Below are 16,751 nucleotides of genomic sequence, written 5' to 3'. Positions count from 1 at the left end.
GTTAGCGCATGATTGTTCGAAACATCAGTCTAAGAAGAGTTGTCTCCCGTTGCCAGACCCGGTGGAAGAAAAAAGCGCAAGATTTTGCAAGTCACCCGCAAGCAGGTGCAAGCCCGCTGCGAATCTCAGCGCCATACTGCGGGCTTCCGTGGTTTGAGAAGAGAAAGAGTATGAACGCATTATTATACGGACTGGTGGTGATCATCTGGGGAACCACGTGGATTGCGATTTTCCTGCAGCAGGGTCCCGTTGCCGCGCCCGTCTCTATTTTCTGGCGTTTCGCCGTCGCCAGCCTCACGATGATGGTGGTGTTAATCGCCCTGCGCCGCCTGCGCACGCTGGCGCTGCGGGATCACCTTTATTGCATGCTCCAGGGGTGCTGCGTTTTCTGCTTTAACTTCTGGTGCTTTTACACCGCCGCCTCGCACATCAATACCGGGCTGGAGTCGGTGATCTTCTCCATGGCCGTGCTCTACAACGCCATTAATAGCTTTATTTTCTTCGGCCAGCGCCCGCCCGCGCGTTTCTGGACGGCGGCAGCGCTGGGCCTGGTCGGGATCGTCACCCTCTTCTGGGACGATCTGCTGGCCAGCGGCTGGAGCGCGTCGCTCCTGACCGGGATTGGTCTTTCCGCGCTTGGCACCTACGGCTTCTCGCTGGGCAATATGATCAGCATGCGTCATCAGCGCAGAGGTCTGGAAACCATGACCACCAACGCCTGGGCAATGCTGTACGGCACGCTGGTCATGGGCTGCATTGCGCTTTACAGAGGCGATAGCTTTGTGCCGGAATGGACGGTGAGCTATCTCGGCGCGCTGGTTTATCTGGCCGTGTTTGGCTCGGTGATTGCTTTTGGCGCTTACTTCACGCTGGTAGGCCGCATTGGTCCGGGCAAAGCGGCCTACAGTACGCTGCTCTTCCCGCTGGTGGCGCTCTCCATCTCCACGGTATATGAAGGCTACGTCTGGCATATCAACGGCATTGTGGGATTAGCGCTGATTCTGGGAGGAAATATGGTGATGTTTACCAAACCGGAAACCTGGTTCAGGCGCTTACGAACGGCGTGAATAAAAAGGCCTGCGCAATGCAGGCCTTTTTACGTTACTTCGCGGTCTTTTTCAAATCAAACATGGTGGCGTCCGTCGCCATGTCATCAACAACCTGCTTCAGCGTCGCAAAGGTCATTGGTGTTTTTTCGTTATTCAGCTCTTTACCTTCACCTTTACGCACCACCTTCATAACCGGTTTGTTGGTGGCCGCATCGATCAGCTCACCTTCAAAGTAAAGATGGGTATCCATGGTGCGGTGTCCGGTTGCCATCTGCGTACCGGCAACCACCAGCGCAACGGGCACCACTTCATAGAACTGCAGTCCCTCTTTCTGCGAACTCACCCCGGTAATTGCACCGCGGAAAATCAGGCTATGTTTACCCGGCGTGGTCACAATCGGCTTACGCGTACCAATCGCCGTTTTCATTTTGGTATTGGTGTAATTCAACAGCTCATCAAGCGTTTTTTGGCCGATTTGCGTGGTGGGTTTTGGCGTTGGATAGTAGGTAATCGGGGTCCAGATAATACTGTCGTAGTTAGCTTCATTATAGGAAGGATCAACCCAACGCAGCGTTGGCTTGCCCGTCGCAGACGTCGTCTGCTGCAGGCCGGAGTAGTCTTTTAAAAAGCCAGAGTATTGTTCTGGCGCGGCGACTTTTGAAGAACAACCCGCCAAAGCCAATAGACCAGTAAGCGCTGCAACTTTAAAAAAAGTTTGAGTACGCATGATAGTTTTCCATGTTATCTGCAAGTATGCATTTGAAGTTATAGCAAAAGAGAGGCGGGTTTGTTGTGACAAAAAATGATGCGGAGAGCACAAATTGCGAAAAGTCTGCCCGGAGCCATACCGGGCAGTGAAAAACGGCTGATTTATATCCGGTTTCCAGATGAAATGTGTGCCAAACGGGCCGATTTCATACCTTGTCACCTCCTTGCGCGCCGGTTCGTAAAAGGGGCTCCGTCCGTTAAGCGGGCTTGCGTGCCAGAATCGTGGCAAAGCGCAGCTTAATGCGGTTGCCGTTTTCATCGGTGCGGTGCAGCTCGCCAACGTCTTCGTTGTATTTGAGCAACTCCCAGCCCTCATAGTAGCTGCTCAGCTCACCGGTTTTGAAGGCAAACGGGAAGCCGACGGTGGACGGATAATCCGTCGTGTCCATGGCGGCAACAATCAGGTTGTAGCCGCCCGGCGTTGTGCACCGCTGCATGTTGGCAATAAGGCCCGGGATGGTATTTGGCTCAAGGAACATCAGCACCACGGTGGAGAGAATAAAATCGTATTCGCCGTCAAAGCGCAGGTTATTGAGATCCTTAATCGCCGTATGAAGATTATCGATCCCTTCTGCCGCCTTAATGCGCTCGATATTGTCGATGCTCATTGGGTTCTTGTCCCACGCGGTCACATCGTAACCGTTAGCGGCCAGAAAGAGGCTGTTACGCCCGTTGCCGCAGCCCAGATCCAGCGTTTTACCGGGCTTCACCCTCTCCGCGCTGTACAGCACCTCTGAATGGGTTCGGGTTAAACCATATTTCTCTGTGAAGTAATTCTCATCGACGGTCATTCGTTTTTTCCTGATCCTGCGTAAGTTTAACGTGCATTCTGAATGCCATTTTAAGGCGTTTACCGTCGGGTTGCCAGCCGTTCGAAAACCGAAAAATTTGCTACGTTTAGTTAAGACGCTTATCAGAGACATAACGATGAACAAATATCGCCTTAGCGACGAGACGCGCATCTGGCAGTGGAAAAACGGCGAGACGGCACACTCAACGGCGCTGCGACAGATTATCGCGACAGTGGATTTTAACGACGTGAAGGCCGGTACCAGGGGCGGCTGGATAGACGATGCGCGCGCGCTCTCGCAGGACGGTGGCTGCTGGATCTACGACGAAAACAGCGTGGTGTTCGCCGGTGCAACGGTGTCCGGCAACGCGCGTCTTACCCTGCCGTGCATCATCAGCCATGATGCCCATATCGGCGGCCGCTGCTGGCTGGACGGGGCGGAGGTCAGCCACGGCGCGCGAATAAGTGACAACGTCACCATTCAACAATCCTGCGTGCGGGGCGAGTGCCATATTTACGGTGAGGCGCGCGTGCTGCATCACAGCGTGGTCATTGCCGCCAAAGGGCTGACGCCAGACCAAGAACAGATCCTGCAAATCTACGACAAGGCGACGGTGAGCCAGTCGCGCATTGTGCACCAGGCGCAAATCTACGGCGAGGCGATGGTCAATTTTGCCTTTGTTGAGCACCGGGCCGAAGTCTTCGACAAGGCCATTCTCGAAGGTAACGAACTGAATAACGTCTGGGTGTGCGACTGCGCAAAAGTCTATGGCAACGCCCGCGTGATTGCCGGCTTTGACGAGGATGCTATTCCGACGGTGCGCTACAGCTCTCAGATTGCGGAGAATGCCGTCGTGGAAGGAAACTGTGTCATCAAGCACCACGTTCTGATTGGCGGCCAGGCGTGGCTGCGCGGCGGGCCGATCATGCTGGATGATAAGGTGGTGATTCAGGGGCGGGCACGGATCAGCGGCGATGTGCTGATTGAGCATCGGGTGGAAATCACTGACGATGCGGTCATTGAAGCGTTTGCCGGAGAGAGCATTCACCTGCGCGGCGAAAAGGTGGTTAACGGCGACCAGCGCATCACCCGCACCCCGCTGCTGGGGGCGTTATAGGCTATAAATTTTTCCGTAGATGTTTACATCATCAAAGCGGCCATTCAGGTATTCCGCTTCCCGCAGGCAGCCTTCCAGGGTAAAACCATTGCGCACAGCAACGCTGTTGCTGTGCCGATTTGCCACCCGACACTTAATCACAAAGCGGCGGATCTCACCGCGTTCGGCATAGTAGCGCATAAATGCCTGCAGCGAACGGGAGAGAATGCCCTGCCCCTGGTGGTCTTCATCCAGCCAGTAACCGATATAGCCAGCCTTGTTGGTGGGTTCAATCGTATTGAAAGACAGCACGCCAGCCAGCGCATCATCCTTAAAGATCAAAAACATTTTGGCGTAGCCGCGCTGGTGCAGCATCTGGTTACCCTGCACGTTGCGGCGGGTATCCTCTTCGCTGCCCACGTGCTGCGCCCAGTCAAAGGCGGTTTGCAGAAAGGTTCTGTTTTTGACGACGAGATTGTGCAGCTCGGCGGTGTAGCGCTCTTCGACGGCGCGAAGTTCGATATCCTGGGAAACGGGGATAATTTCTGAAGACATGGTGCCTCTCCATTGCCGGGTGGCGCTAACGCTTACCCGGCCTACAAATGCGCCCAGAGTAGGCCGGGTCAGGCGCAGCCGCCACCCGGCACAATCCCACAAGGATTAACGCATTATCCGGTCGTCAACGTAGTGACGTTTATCCGGCGCGGGCGGGAAGTACTGGTACAGCCAGGTTTCGCTGATGGCGTCGCCCTGGCAGCGCAGGAACAGACGCATATCTACCGGCTCGGTTGAATCCGAGGTCGGGTACCAGTCAAACAGAATGCGATAGCCGTCAAACGGCTCAACGTAGAGGATCTCAACCTGCTTCGCTTCACCGCTGGAGAGCGTAATCACCGGCTCGATGCCCTTTGGCGCAGCGGCCTTCAGGTCGCCGCCGACGAAGTCGATCGCAAAGCGACGGGCCCACACTTTCGGATAGTTTTCGCCCGGTGCCCAGCCTTCCGGGAAGCCGCCCATGCCGGTACGGGTGGCGAAGACGTTGGCCAGCGGGGAACGCACCGGCGGCATGGCGCTCCAGTACAGACGATATTTGAAGTCCAGCTCGTCGCCCGCCTTCACCGCTTTTTCCGGCTGCCAGAAGCAGACCACGTTATCCAGCGTTTCGCCGGTGGTCGGGATCTCCATCAGGCCAACCGCGCCTTTCCCCCAGTCGTTACGCGGCTCAACCCACAGGCTCGGGCGTTTGTTATACCAGCCCATCACGTCCTGATAGTGCGAAAAATCGCGGTCGAGCTGCAGCAGGCCGAACCCTTTCGGGTTTTTATCCATATAGGCGTTGAACTGGAGCTTCTGCGGGTTATTCAGCGGACGGCAGATCCACTCCCCGTTCCCGCGCCACATCGCCAGGCGGTCGGAGTCATGAATTTGCGGGTGGATGGTATCGCACATGCGGCGTTCGTTATTGCCGCAGCTGAACATGCTGGTCATCGGCGCGATGCCGAGCTGCTTGATGTCCTTACGCGCGTAGAGATGGTTTTCCACCTCCATAATCACCTGGCTCTTCTCGCAGTGGATCACGAACTTGTAGGCACCGGTAATGCTCGGGCTATCGAGCAGCGTATAAACGGTAAAGGTGGTGTCGCCGGGCTTGACGGTTTCAAACCAGAAGGCGGTAAAGTCCGGGAACTCTTCCGGCGTGTCGGTAAAGGTATCTACCGCCAGACCGCGTGCGGAAAGGCCGTACTGATAGGTGTCGTCCACCGCGCGGAAATAGCTCGCGCCCAGGAAAGAGACGATATCGCGACGCGCCAGCTCCGGTGCCTTAAAGGCGCGGAAGCCCGCAAAGCCGAGATCGCTTTGCCCTTCCAGTTGTTTGGTATCCACCCCGGTTTCACCGTAGCTGAACAGCTCGGGACGGAAGTGGATCTCGCGCGCCATAGAGGTGGACTGGTCCAGGGAGAACATCCGCACGCGGCGGCGGAACCCCATTCCCATATGGAAGAACTGCACGTCCAGCTGACGCCCTTCAATGTTGTTCCACAGAGACTGCTTCTCATCGTAGCGGATGGCGTTATACGCCTGCGGCGTCATGGTCGCCAGCGTCTCCGGCAGCGGACGCGGCGCGCCACCCCACGGGGTTTTCGCCAGGTCATGCGCCATGGATTGCAGTACGGAGAAGTCAAAACGACGGCTCTGGCCGTCAGCAATGTCAGAGTCGGCAGCGTATGCCGCGTTGGAAAACAGGGAAGCAAGGCCAGAGGTGCCGCTCAGGGCTGCCACTGCCAGCGAACCTTTTAGAAAACGTCTGCGATTCATGCCTGGAAAAACGTCCTTATGGTCGTGTGAATGTGTTCCGCGCTCGGCGAAATGACGGCAAGAAAGAACGCACAGCCTAAACAAAAATGGTTAAGAATCCAATTGTTGGCCGGTGATTATATGAACAAACCGAGAAATATTTTCTTTCGACCAGAACGGCCCGAAAGTGGTGTAAAGAAAGCCTGGAAAATGTGTAGAAAAATGCCCCGTCAGGACATCAACAGCCGGGGCAAAGGAGGTGGTTATTTTACGCTGACATCGATACCCGGGAAGTACTTATCAGCGAGTTTAGCGATCGTGCCGTCGGCACGTACTTTATCAATTGCGGCGTCAAGCTGCTTTTTGGTGGCCTCGTCACCTTTACGCAGCCCAAAACCGATCCCGCTGCCGAGGATAGTGTCGTCAGACACCGGTTTACCGATGAAGCCAAACCCTTTACCCTGCGGCTTGCTGAGGAACCCTGCCTGCCCGGCCGCGGACATCACCAGCGAGGCGTCGATACGGCCATTCAGCAGGTCGCCCCAGGCCATATTCTGATCTTTATAAGACACCACGGTGACACCGTGCTTTTCCCAGTGCTCTTTCGCGTAGGTTTCCTGAATGGAGCCCTGCAGTACGCCAATGGTTTTGCCCTTCAGCCCTTCCGGCGTCGCCTCAACCGCCGTACCGGCCTTGCCGACCAGCTGCGACGGAATGCGGTAGATCGGCTGGGTAAAATCAATGCTCTTGCGGCGCTGCTCGGTGATGTTCATCGCCGAGTTGATGGCGTCAAACTTCTTCGCCACCAGCCCCGGAATCAAGGCGTCAAACGAGGTTTCCACCCAGCTGCACTTCAGCGCTGCCGCTTTGCAGATGGCATTCCCCAGCTCCACGTCAAACCCTTCCAGTTCGCCCGCCGCATTGCGGCTTTCAAACGGCGGATACTCGGCTTCCAGACCGTAACGCAGCTCGGACGCCGCGAAGGAGGAAAAGGTACACAGCAATCCCATGCCGACAACTAGCGCGCGTAATTTCATCAACAACTCCTCAGAGCTTATCTCAGCGTGGTTTAACCCGACACAGGGCCTGAGCACCTGCCCGTAACGTCGCCTCATCTTTCGCAAAAGAGAGACGAATCAATTTATTATCCGTACCGTCTGCATAAAACGCCGACAGCGGGATGGTGGCAACGCCGTACTCGACGATCAGCCGCTTCACCAGCTCGCTGTCGCGTTCGTCGCTGAACTGACCGTAGTCCGCCAGCATGAAGAACGATCCGGCGCTCGGCAGCAGCGTAAACGGCGAATCGACCAGCAGGCTTTGCAGCAGATCGCGCTTGCGCTGGTAAAACGCCGAGAGCGACAGCCAGGTTTGCGGGTCGACCATATGCTCCGCAAACGCGTGCTGCATTGGCGTATCGGCAGAAAACATTAAAAATTGATGGACTTTACAAATCTCGTCCATCAGTACCGCCGGCGCTACACAGTATCCCACTCGCCATCCGGTAACGTGATAGGTTTTTCCGAAAGAGGAAATAATCACGCTGCGCTCCGCCAGCTGCGGGTGCGTGGCCATCCCGTGGTGCGGTTCACCGTCAAAAACGACGTGCTCATACACTTCGTCAGACAAAATAATGATGTCCGTGCTGCGCGTCAGCGCCGCCAGCTGCTGCAGGTCATTGGCCGAGAAGACCTGACCGCTCGGGTTGTGCGGCGTATTGATGATGATCATCCGCGTGCGCGGGGTGATGGCAGCGCGGACCTCGTCCCAGTTGACGGCAAAATCCGGCACCGTGAGCCTGATGGCAACCGGCGTTGCCCCCTGCAGGCGGACAATGGGCGCGTAGCTGTCAAAGGAGGGCTCAAAGTAGATCACCTCATCCCCTGGATGCACCAGCCCGCTGATGGCGGAATAGAGCCCTTCGCTGGCGCTGGCGGTCACCAGCACCTCGCTGGCCGGGTCATACTGCGTGCCGTAGAGCGTGGCAATCTTATCCGCAATGCGCTCTTTGAGCGGCTGCAGACCGGTCATCGACGCGTACTGGTTGTGCCCCTCCTCCATGGCGCGGGTGACGCCCGCAATCAGCTTCGGGTCACAGGAAAAATTCGGTGCGCCCTGAGAAAGGTTAATGGCGTTATGCTGCGCCGAGAGCTGGCCGATAACGGTAAAAATGGTGGTACCCACATCGGGCAGCTTGGAGCGGGTTTGCACGGGCGTTCGTAAAGTCATCCTCTTTCCCTTCTCATGGACATTGCATAACTATTCAAACAACATCTCTGCTGTCGGGACAATCGAATTGTTGTCATAATAGCCATGAGAAAAATGCATAGCTGAGGTGTTTTTATGTCGCGCCGTTCGCTCCCGCTCAACGCCATTGACGCATTTTTAGTCACCGCGCGTCACCTGAATCTAACCCATGCCGCCGCGGAGCTTTGCCTGACGCAGGGGGCCGTAAGCCGTAAGATTGCCTCCCTTGAGGCGTGGTTTGGCTTTCCGCTTTTTGAGCGCCACGCGCGCGGCCTGCGCCTCTCTTCCCAGGGCAGCGCCCTGCTCCCGGAACTGCAGTCTGCTTTTGAACACCTGCTGACCGTGGCCGACCAGGCCCGCAGCCCGCATACCGTGATTCGGCTTAAGGCCCCCACCTGCGCGATGCGCTGGCTGGTGCCGCGCCTGCTGGAGGTGGAGCGCGAGCAGCCGGATCTGCAGATCGCCCTGACCACCACCACCGATCACAACGTCAATTTCAAAACCGAATCCTACGATGCGGCGATTGTCTTCGGCACGCACATGAGCGCAGGCGATCTGCTGTTCGAAGAGGCGCTCACCCCGGTGATAAGCCCGGTGCGGGCGGGTGCAGCGCTGGGGTCGCTGACGTTTCTGCACCCGACAAGGGATAAAACGGACTGGTCGCTGTGGCTGACGAAGCAGGAAGGTCCGGGATTTGCCATGCACAAAAATCAACACTTCGACACGATGGATCTTGCCATCACCGCAGCCATTCAGGGGCTGGGCGTCGCCATTGCCGACGAAACGCTGGTGGCCGAGGATGTCCGCGCGGGAAGGCTGATGCGGCCCTACGCGACAAGCATCAAAACCGGCGCGAGCTACCGGCTGGTGCTGCGCGAAACGCCAGCAGAGGAAAATGGTCTCGCGGCGTTTCGCGCCTGTTTGCTTAATCGAGGCTGACGTGGTGCTTCATCACCCGTTTGAAGAGGCTCATGCGGGCGCGCATAAAGCGGTTTTCAAGCCTGAAACCTGCATATTTATTCACGTCAATGCGTAGCAGAACGTCCCGCCCTTTACGACATGCGGGCCAGCGCGTCGGCCCGGGCAGGCTGTCGCGAGAGCCCGCTTCACGCGCAAAGCTCACCCAGTAATCGGCCACGTGGGCAGCAAACTGCAGATCCCGCTCGTTGACATACTGGCGGGAAGGCTCCACCTGGCCGAGGGTATCGAAAACGTAGGGCACTTCGTTGCCGTGCCACGCGCCGTTGATGTAGGTTCCATGTTCCGCTTCGGCGACATAGTCGAACCAGTAACGCCAGCACAGTCCGCCGACGCGCTGCTGAGCCTGCATCACCACGTAGCCCATCGTGGTGAACGCCATGTCGCGGCACACCTGCCTGCCCAGCTCTTCATCGCCCTTCACGCCCGGATAGAGCAGCTTAATCAGCCCCAGTCCGAAGCGGCGCTCCCGGCGCAGCTTCTGGATTTGTCCGGCAAGATCGACGCCAAACACCGCCATTACGCTGGCCTCATCGCTGTTCGACCCGATCATCACCGGTACGGGATGCTGGCGGGCGGCGAAAAAGACGTCCAGCATCGCTTCGGGCAGAACGCAGTCCCCGACGATGGGCGCCGGGGCGACGTTCAGCGGCGCGGTTAACGGCCAGAACGCGTCCGGCGGAATGGCGCGCAGCTGCTCCGCCGTCGCGCTTTCCAGGCCGAATTGGGCGGCCAGCGCCTCCCCTTTCTGCAGCGCCTGCTCGCGCGGCGTGTCCGGCAGGGTGTATCCGCTTTGCACAATCGCCTTGTGGAACAAGCCAGCCGCCAGGGGCGATGCCAGCAGAGAGAGCACGCTGCGCGCGCCGGCGGATTCACCAAATAGCGTTACGTTGGCGGGATCGCCGCCGAACGCGGCAATATTGTCCCGCACCCATTCGAGGGCCGCGATTTGATCCAGCAGGGCAAAATTATGCACCACGCGATCTTCCTCGCCTTCCAGCGCGGGATGGGCGAAAAAGCCGAGATGGCCGAGACGATAGTTGATCGTCACCACAACCACGCCGCGCGTGGCAAGCGCTTTGCCGTTATAGGGCGGTAACCCCCCCGCACCGATGGTAAAGCCACCGCCGTGCAGCCAGACCATCACCGGAAGCGGTGCGGTACGGTCGACGGGAGACCAGACGTTCAGATAAAGACAGTCTTCCGAGAACTGACCGGGATCGCCCCCGCCCAGCTCCTGACAATATTCGCTGCTTTGCCAGCTTGAGGCCGAAAAGGCGGTGGCCTCGCGAACGCCATCCCAGCGTTCGGGCGGCCTGGGCGAACGCCAGCGCCACTCGTCCACGGGCGGTGCGGCGTAGGGAATACCGCACCAGAGGTGGACGTTTTCATCGGTTAAGCCAGACAGCGCGCCCTGGCGCGTTTCAACCACAGGGGTGGAAAGATGTTGCATAACGACCTTATTTTTTTCCATCACACCCCAGCAGAGTAACGGTTTCAGAGCAAACCGCAACGCTGTTTGCTGCGCGTTTCCGCCTCCTCATAGAGGGTGAACTCGTCATACACCGGGCAGCCCAGCGCCGCTTCAAACGCCTCGCGGCTGGCGTTACCGTGGCTTCGCGCCTGGGTTTCGTTCCCGAGATTGGACTGGAATATCCCGGCTGCGCTCACCGGGAGGAAATCTTCGTAGGTGATCGGCTGGGCCACTACCCATCCACGCTCAATCAGCGGCTGCGGCTCGTCTCCCGGACGGAACGCATGGCGATGCGCTTCTCCGGCCGGCGTCAGACGATAGCGGAAGTACGCCAGCCCCTGACGACGCATTAACAGCTCGCTGTCCGGGAAGGCGCTAAAGACCTCCCGCAGATGCAGCTGGTGCGTCAGGTTATCTTTGCCCGTTCCGGCCTGGGCGAGGAGGCTATCGTACAGCTCACGGCCTTTCGGAGTCAGCGCCACGCCGCGCTGCTCAATCTCACCGAAGCGCGCGGTGTGGGTGCCCTTATGTTCGCCGGCAAACAGCACCGGTTCTTCCAGCGCCTTGAAGCTGGTTTGACGCAGGAGGACGGGCACCTCGCGACGCGGCGGGCCTTCAATCAGAATCTTTGGCTCAATGCCGTACTTCGGCATCAGCTCCTGCGCCCGGTCAATATCCAGCGTGCGCGGCGTGAGGTGGTTGATGTGGCAGCCCGGGAAGCAGACCACGTCGGCAATCAGGCGGTGCTCGTTGCTCAGGGCGAGGTAGGTCTCCTGATCGACCGTCGCGTGGCGGTGCCAGCGGAAGGTTTCCAGCGCTTCCTGCACAAACTCGCGCGCCTGCGCGTCGGTAAACTGCCCTTCCGACTCATGCAGATCGAGAAGCGCCAGACAGCGCGGGGTAAAGATGTTCCGGTGAGAGAGGATTTCCGCCGCCCGTTCGCGCAGCGCGACGTTCTCAATCAGCTCAAGGCGCAGCAGCGACGTAAAGATACGGAACGGATTACGGCACAGCGCCGCATCATCGATCGGGCGAAACGCCGTGGAGTGAACCGGCACCCCCGCCTGGGAGAGATCGTAATAGCTGACCGGGTACATCCCCATAATGGCAAACATGCGGCGCAGGGTAGACAGTTCCTGCGCCGTGCCGACGCGGATCGCGCCGTGGCGCTCCACGTTCAGGCGCGCAAGCTCATCGGCGTTTGCCAGTTGTTCATGTAATAGTGGGTTATTTTCCAGCACCGCCAGGTTGACGTCCGCAACCAGTTCGAGCAAGGTGCCGTACTGCGGAACTTCCTGCTGGTACATCGCCGACATAGCCTGCGAAAAGTGTTCCCGAATGTCATCAGCCGTGATGGTGTTCGCCATGATGTCATGCCTCCAGTGAATATTACCTGGAGTGTAGAGAAACCCGTTCCTTCCGGGGGGAAGAATTTCTGATTTGTGATCTTAAGACGACAGTGGTTAAACCGTGTGCTACCGGCCTCTGAACGAACCTTAACGAAACCGCCCTTTGACCTGAACGCTTTTATCCAGGATTTTCCTTATAATTATTTAGGGTTCCGCCTGCTAGCTATAAAGGAGTATTTTTTATTTTCTCCTGACTGCAAATCAACCAATTTGAATGCGTCATTATTTTTATCCTCTCCCTTCAAATTTTTAGCTAAAAGTTAGGAATAATCTGAACGGTTGTTGACAAGTCCTTCCTGTCTATTCATATTTCCAACGCAAGCGAAGCGCAAATTTACAAATATTTAAAAATAACGCAGCCGCAAATAGCAAAACGCATTTGACGGTTCTCACACAGCGACTAGAGTTATTACTCGAACGACGAGTGATACGAAATATTTTCGTATCGTACTGACATAACCAATATATGACTATGAGGTTTAATATGGCAGAGCATCGTGGTGGTTCCGGTAATTTCGCTGAAGACCGTGAAAAAGCATCAGAAGCTGGACGTAAAGGCGGCCAGCACAGCGGCGGTAATTTTAAAAACGATCCGCAACGCGCGTCTGAAGCGGGTAAGAAAGGAGGACAGAACAGTCACGGCGGAGGCCGTAAGTCTGATAACTCCTGATCTTATTTAGCACTCTTTTAATAAAACCAGAGAGCATGCTGCGGGCTGAAAAGCTCGCAGTACCCTTTCTCTATTTTACCGGAGCGTAATTATTATGAATATGAAAAGCGTCGAGGATGTTTTTATTCATTTACTATCGGATACCTACAGCGCAGAAAAGCAGCTTACCCGCGCGCTGGGCAAGCTTGCCCGCGCCGCGTCCAGCGAGAAGCTGAGCGCCGCCTTCACCGCACACCTTGAAGAGACGCAGGGTCAGATCGAACGTATCGACCAGATTGTCGAGCAGGAAGACGGTATTAAGATCAAACGCATGAAGTGCGTGGCGATGGAAGGCTTAATTGAAGAAGCCAACGAAGTTATCGAGAGCACGGAAAAAAATGAAGTGCGTGATGCCGCGCTTATTGCCGCTGCACAAAAAGTGGAGCATTACGAAATAGCCAGCTACGGTACCCTCGCCACATTAGCAGAACAGCTGGGCTATAAAAAAGCCGTTAAGCTTCTGGCCGAAACGCTGGAAGAAGAAAAAGAGACCGACCTTAAACTCACCGACCTGGCCGTTGGAAATATTAACCAAAAAGCGCAAAAATGACGCAGTAATACAGGTTAAATAAAATGAGCATCAGTCCCAGGACAATTAAACGGTGCCATTTAGCGGCAGCCATAATATGGTTCATTCTCGCTATCCCTTCCGTAATATGGTGGAAGAGCAGCGTGCTGTGGGTCATTATCATCAGTATCTACGCCAATATTGTCGGCCATTTATCGGGCTACAGTGCCGCACGTGCCGATCAGGCTGCTGAAAGTGAGACCAAATAAGCGAACCCCTAATGAGGATACAATGATGAATCACGTAGAACACTACCATGACTGGCTACGCGATGCCCATGCGATGGAAAAGCAAGCCGAATCCATGCTGGAATCTATGGCCAGCCGTATCGATAATTATCCTGATGTTCGCGCCAGAATAGAACAGCATATTAATGAGACAAAACGGCAAATCACATTGCTGGAGGAAATCCTCGACCGTAATGCTATTTCTCGTTCGGTCTTAAAAGACTCAATGAGCAAAATGGCGGCGCTGGGTCAATCCATCGGCGGCATGTTCCCTTCAGACGAAATCGTGAAGGGCTCGATCAGCGGCTATGTCTTCGAACAGTTTGAAATCGCCTGCTATACCTCCCTGCTCGCTGCGGCAAAAAAAGCGGGCGACGTCGCCTCGGTCCCCGCTATCGAGACGATTCTGGCGGAAGAGCGTGAAATGGCCGACTGGCTGATTCGCCATATTCCTCAGACCACGGAACAGTTCCTGCTGCGTTCAGACGCAGACGGTGTCGAAGCGAAAAAATAGCCCGTAGCGCTGCCGCCGGGCGAGGATTTTGCCAACCGGGACTACACTCTATCTTTAGGTAGAGAGGCTCGCGGAAGTTGGCACGGCGATCCGCATTCCGACCTGCTCACCGGTGCCGGTTCAGGCACCGGCGTAAAAACCGTAATCGGTTTTGCCGGGCAGTAAACGCAGCCCGACAATGCGCGTGCCCCATCGTCTTAGAGGTACGGACCATGTTCGCACTTGATGCATTCCATTTGGCCAGAATTCAGTTCGCTTTTACCGTCTCGTTCCACATCCTGTTTCCCGCGATCACCATCGGCCTCGCCAGCTATCTGGTGGTGCTGGAGGGCATGTGGCTGCGCACCAAAAACGGCGTCTGGCGATCGCTATACCATTTCTGGCTCAAGATATTTGCCGTTAACTTCGGCATGGGCGTCGTTTCCGGTCTGGTGATGGCGTACCAGTTTGGCACCAACTGGAGCGGGTTTTCCCAGTTCGCGGGCAGCATTACCGGGCCCCTTCTGACCTATGAGGTGCTCACCGCCTTCTTTCTGGAGGCCGGATTCCTCGGCGTCATGATGTTCGGCTGGAATAAGGTCGGCCCGGGGCTGCACTTCTTTTCGACCTGCATGGTGGCGCTCGGCACGCTGATGTCGACCTTCTGGATCCTCGCCTCCAACAGCTGGATGCATACGCCGCAGGGTTTCACTATCGAAAACGGGCAGGTCATTCCGCAGGACTGGCTGGCCATCGTCTTTAACCCCTCCTTCCCTTACCGCCTGATTCATATGGCTATCGCCGCGTTTCTGAGCAGCGCGCTGTTTGTCGGCGCGTCCGGCGCATGGCATCTGCTGCGCGGTAACGATACGCCCGCCGTGCGCACCATGTTTTCGATGGCGATGTGGATGGCGCTGCTGGTCGCGCCCATTCAGGCGGTGGTAGGCGATATGCACGGCCTGAACACGCTTGAGCATCAGCCGGCAAAAATTGCCGCCATTGAGGGTCACTGGGAAAATCCCCCCGGCGAGGCCACCCCGCTGCTGCTGTTTGGTCTGCCGGACATGGAGGAGGAGCGCACGAAATACGGCCTCGAGATCCCCGCGCTCGGCAGCCTGATCCTGACGCACAGCCTGGACAAGCAGGTCCCGGCGCTCAAAGATTTTCCGAAAGAGGATCGGCCAAACTCGACCATCGTTTTCTGGTCGTTCCGCGTGATGGTCGGGATGGGCCTGCTGATGATTACCCTTGGTCTGATCAGCGTCTGGCTGCGCTATCGTCACCGGCTTTTCCACTCGCGCCCGTTCCACTGGTTTGCCCTCTGCATGGGGCCTGCCGGGCTGCTGGCGCTGCTCGCGGGCTGGGTGACCACCGAAGTGGGGCGTCAGCCGTGGGTCGTCTATGGCTACCTGCGCACCGTTGACGCGGTATCGCTGCACAGCACCCTGCAGATGAGCATCAGCCTGCTGGCCTTCTTTGTCGTCTATTCATCCGTGTTTGGCGTGGGCTATGTTTACCTCATCCGGCTGATTAAGAAAGGCCCGCAGCCCGTCGATACGCTGACGTCAAACACCTCGGGCACCCCTGCCCGTCCGCTGTCTGCCGCTGAGTCTGTACCGGAAGAGGAGAAAATCTGATGGGCGTCGATATCTCAGTGATTTGGTTTGCCATCATCGTGTTTGCCACGCTGATGTACATCATCATGGATGGCTTCGATCTGGGCATTGGCCTGCTGTTTAACTTCGTGGGCGATGCGAAAGAGCGCGACGTGATGGTCAACAGCGTAGCGCCCGTCTGGGACGGCAACGAGACCTGGCTGGTGCTCGGCGGCGCGGGGCTGTTCGGCGCGTTTCCGCTGGCCTATGCGGTCATTATCGATGCGCTGACGATCCCGCTCACCGCGATGCTGATCGGCCTCATCTTTCGCGGCGTCGCCTTTGAGTTCCGCTTCAAGGCCACCCCCTCACACCGCAGGTTCTGGGACTACTCCTTTGCCGGCGGCTCCCTGCTCGCCACCTTCAGTCAGGGGATTGTCGTCGGTGCAGTGATCAACGGCTTTGACGTGGAGGGCCGACGTTTTGTCGGCTCGGCGCTCGACTGGCTGACCCCCTTCAACCTCTTCTGCGGCATCGGCTTGGTCGTCGCCTACACGCTGCTGGGCACCACCTGGCTCATTATGAAAAGCGAAGGCGCGCTGCAACAGCGCATGCGCGAGCTGACCCGCCACGTGCTGCTGGCGCTGATGGTGGTCATCGCCGTAGTGAGCATCTGGACGCCGCTCGGCTGGCAGTACGTGGCCGACCGCTGGTTTACCCTGCCCAACTTCTTCTGGTTCCTGCCGGTTCCGCTGCTGGTTGGGCTTTTCAGCGTGCTGATCTGGCGCCTGACCCGCAACCCGGCCAGCCACTCCCGCCCCTTCCTGCTGACGCTGGGGCTGATCTTCCTCGGGTTTAGCGGGCTGGGCATCAGCCTCTGGCCGAACATTATTCCGCCGCGCATCACCCTGTGGGAAGCCGCGGCCCCGCCTGCCAGCCAGCTGTTTATGCTGGTTGGGACGTTACTGATTATTCCGGTGATCCTGGTGTACACCGCCTGGAGCTACTACGTCTTCCGGGGCAAAGTTTCGGATACTGAAGGCTATCACTGA

At 57.1% G+C, this 16,751-nt stretch carries 17 protein-coding genes; 9 read left to right on the top strand and 8 right to left on the bottom strand.

The window, feature by feature from the left end:
• Window positions 1-170 precede the first annotated feature (170 nt).
• A complete protein-coding gene (locus FY206_RS12225; protein WP_032640222.1) occupies window positions 171-1,067 on the top strand; it encodes a DMT family transporter in 897 nt (298 codons plus the stop codon).
• Window positions 1,068-1,101: 34 nt separating this feature from the next.
• Here the strand turns inward: FY206_RS12225 and FY206_RS12220 are convergent, their stop codons facing one another.
• Window positions 1,102-1,776, bottom strand: coding sequence for a DUF3313 domain-containing protein (locus tag FY206_RS12220; RefSeq protein WP_032640224.1), 675 nt, complete (start codon window positions 1,774-1,776; stop codon window positions 1,102-1,104).
• A gap of 238 nt (window positions 1,777-2,014) precedes the next feature.
• Window positions 2,015-2,740, bottom strand: a complete 726-nt coding sequence (gene tehB / locus FY206_RS12215) for a tellurite resistance methyltransferase TehB (protein WP_229267739.1) — start codon at window positions 2,738-2,740, stop codon at window positions 2,015-2,017.
• Between the two features lie 4 nt (window positions 2,741-2,744).
• Here tehB and ydcK point away from each other — a divergent pair, with 4 nt between their 5' ends.
• Window positions 2,745-3,725, top strand: coding sequence for a YdcK family protein (gene ydcK, locus FY206_RS12210; protein WP_032640226.1), 981 nt, complete (start codon window positions 2,745-2,747; stop codon window positions 3,723-3,725).
• Here ydcK and rimL read toward each other — a convergent pair.
• The 4 genes from rimL to FY206_RS12190 all read right to left on the bottom strand — a co-directional run bounded on the left by rimL (window position 3,720) and on the right by FY206_RS12190 (window position 8,228).
• Entirely contained in the window at window positions 3,720-4,259 is a 540-nt protein-coding gene (gene rimL, locus FY206_RS12205; RefSeq protein WP_032640231.1) for a 50S ribosomal protein L7/L12-serine acetyltransferase, read from the bottom strand. The two genes, ydcK and rimL, sit on opposite strands and share 6 nt — an antisense overlap.
• Before the next feature lie 105 nt (window positions 4,260-4,364).
• Window positions 4,365-6,020 carry a glucan biosynthesis protein D gene (locus FY206_RS12200; RefSeq protein WP_032640234.1) on the bottom strand — a complete coding sequence of 552 codons (1,656 nt, stop codon included), beginning with the start codon at window positions 6,018-6,020 and terminating at the stop codon, window positions 4,365-4,367.
• 242 nt (window positions 6,021-6,262) lie between these two features.
• Window positions 6,263-7,036, bottom strand: a complete 774-nt coding sequence (locus tag FY206_RS12195) for a transporter substrate-binding domain-containing protein (protein ID WP_032640239.1) — start codon at window positions 7,034-7,036, stop codon at window positions 6,263-6,265.
• 22 nt (window positions 7,037-7,058) lie between these two features.
• Complete coding sequence (locus FY206_RS12190) at window positions 7,059-8,228, bottom strand: pyridoxal phosphate-dependent aminotransferase (RefSeq protein ID WP_032640241.1); 1,170 nt, start codon at window positions 8,226-8,228, stop codon at window positions 7,059-7,061.
• Window positions 8,229-8,342: 114 nt separating this feature from the next.
• On the opposite strand from FY206_RS12190, the gene FY206_RS12185 reads away from it, so the two are divergent.
• Window positions 8,343-9,185: a LysR family transcriptional regulator gene (locus tag FY206_RS12185; RefSeq protein WP_032640243.1), complete on the top strand. Its 843-nt coding sequence runs from the start codon at window positions 8,343-8,345 to the stop codon at window positions 9,183-9,185.
• Here FY206_RS12185 and FY206_RS12180 read toward each other — a convergent pair.
• Window positions 9,172-10,677: a carboxylesterase/lipase family protein gene (locus tag FY206_RS12180; protein WP_032642568.1), complete on the bottom strand. Its 1,506-nt coding sequence runs from the start codon at window positions 10,675-10,677 to the stop codon at window positions 9,172-9,174. The genes FY206_RS12185 and FY206_RS12180 overlap by 14 nt on opposite strands.
• Window positions 10,678-10,721: 44 nt before the next feature.
• Entirely contained in the window at window positions 10,722-12,065 is a 1,344-nt protein-coding gene (gene hglS, locus FY206_RS12175) for a 2-oxoadipate dioxygenase/decarboxylase HglS (RefSeq protein WP_032640245.1), read from the bottom strand.
• A 526-nt stretch (window positions 12,066-12,591) separates the two neighbouring features.
• On the opposite strand from hglS, the gene FY206_RS12170 reads away from it, so the two are divergent.
• The 6 genes from FY206_RS12170 to cydB all read left to right on the top strand — a co-directional run bounded on the left by FY206_RS12170 (window position 12,592) and on the right by cydB (window position 16,751).
• A complete protein-coding gene (locus tag FY206_RS12170) occupies window positions 12,592-12,777 on the top strand; it encodes a con-10 family general stress protein (RefSeq protein ID WP_004150795.1) in 186 nt (61 codons plus the stop codon).
• Between the two features lie 94 nt (window positions 12,778-12,871).
• A complete protein-coding gene (locus tag FY206_RS12165; RefSeq protein WP_077064007.1) occupies window positions 12,872-13,366 on the top strand; it encodes a YciE/YciF ferroxidase family protein in 495 nt (164 codons plus the stop codon).
• A 23-nt stretch (window positions 13,367-13,389) separates the two neighbouring features.
• Window positions 13,390-13,593 (top strand): hypothetical protein, encoded by a 204-nt coding sequence (locus FY206_RS12160; protein WP_032640249.1) that lies wholly within the window; start codon window positions 13,390-13,392, stop codon window positions 13,591-13,593.
• 25 nt (window positions 13,594-13,618) lie between these two features.
• Entirely contained in the window at window positions 13,619-14,125 is a 507-nt protein-coding gene (locus FY206_RS12155; RefSeq protein WP_032642570.1) for a ferritin-like domain-containing protein, read from the top strand.
• A gap of 212 nt (window positions 14,126-14,337) precedes the next feature.
• Window positions 14,338-15,741, top strand: coding sequence for a cytochrome ubiquinol oxidase subunit I (locus FY206_RS12150; RefSeq protein ID WP_032640252.1), 1,404 nt, complete (start codon window positions 14,338-14,340; stop codon window positions 15,739-15,741).
• On the top strand, window positions 15,741-16,751 hold the full coding sequence (gene cydB, locus FY206_RS12145) for a cytochrome d ubiquinol oxidase subunit II (protein WP_032640255.1): 1,011 nt from the start codon (window positions 15,741-15,743) through the stop codon (window positions 16,749-16,751). Before FY206_RS12150 ends, cydB begins: the two co-directional genes overlap by 1 nt.

Source organism: Enterobacter chengduensis (assembly GCF_001984825.2).
GTDB lineage: Bacteria > Pseudomonadota > Gammaproteobacteria > Enterobacterales > Enterobacteriaceae > Enterobacter > Enterobacter chengduensis.
Note: the sequence above shows the minus strand (reverse complement) of the source record. Positions and strands in the feature narration are given on the sequence as shown.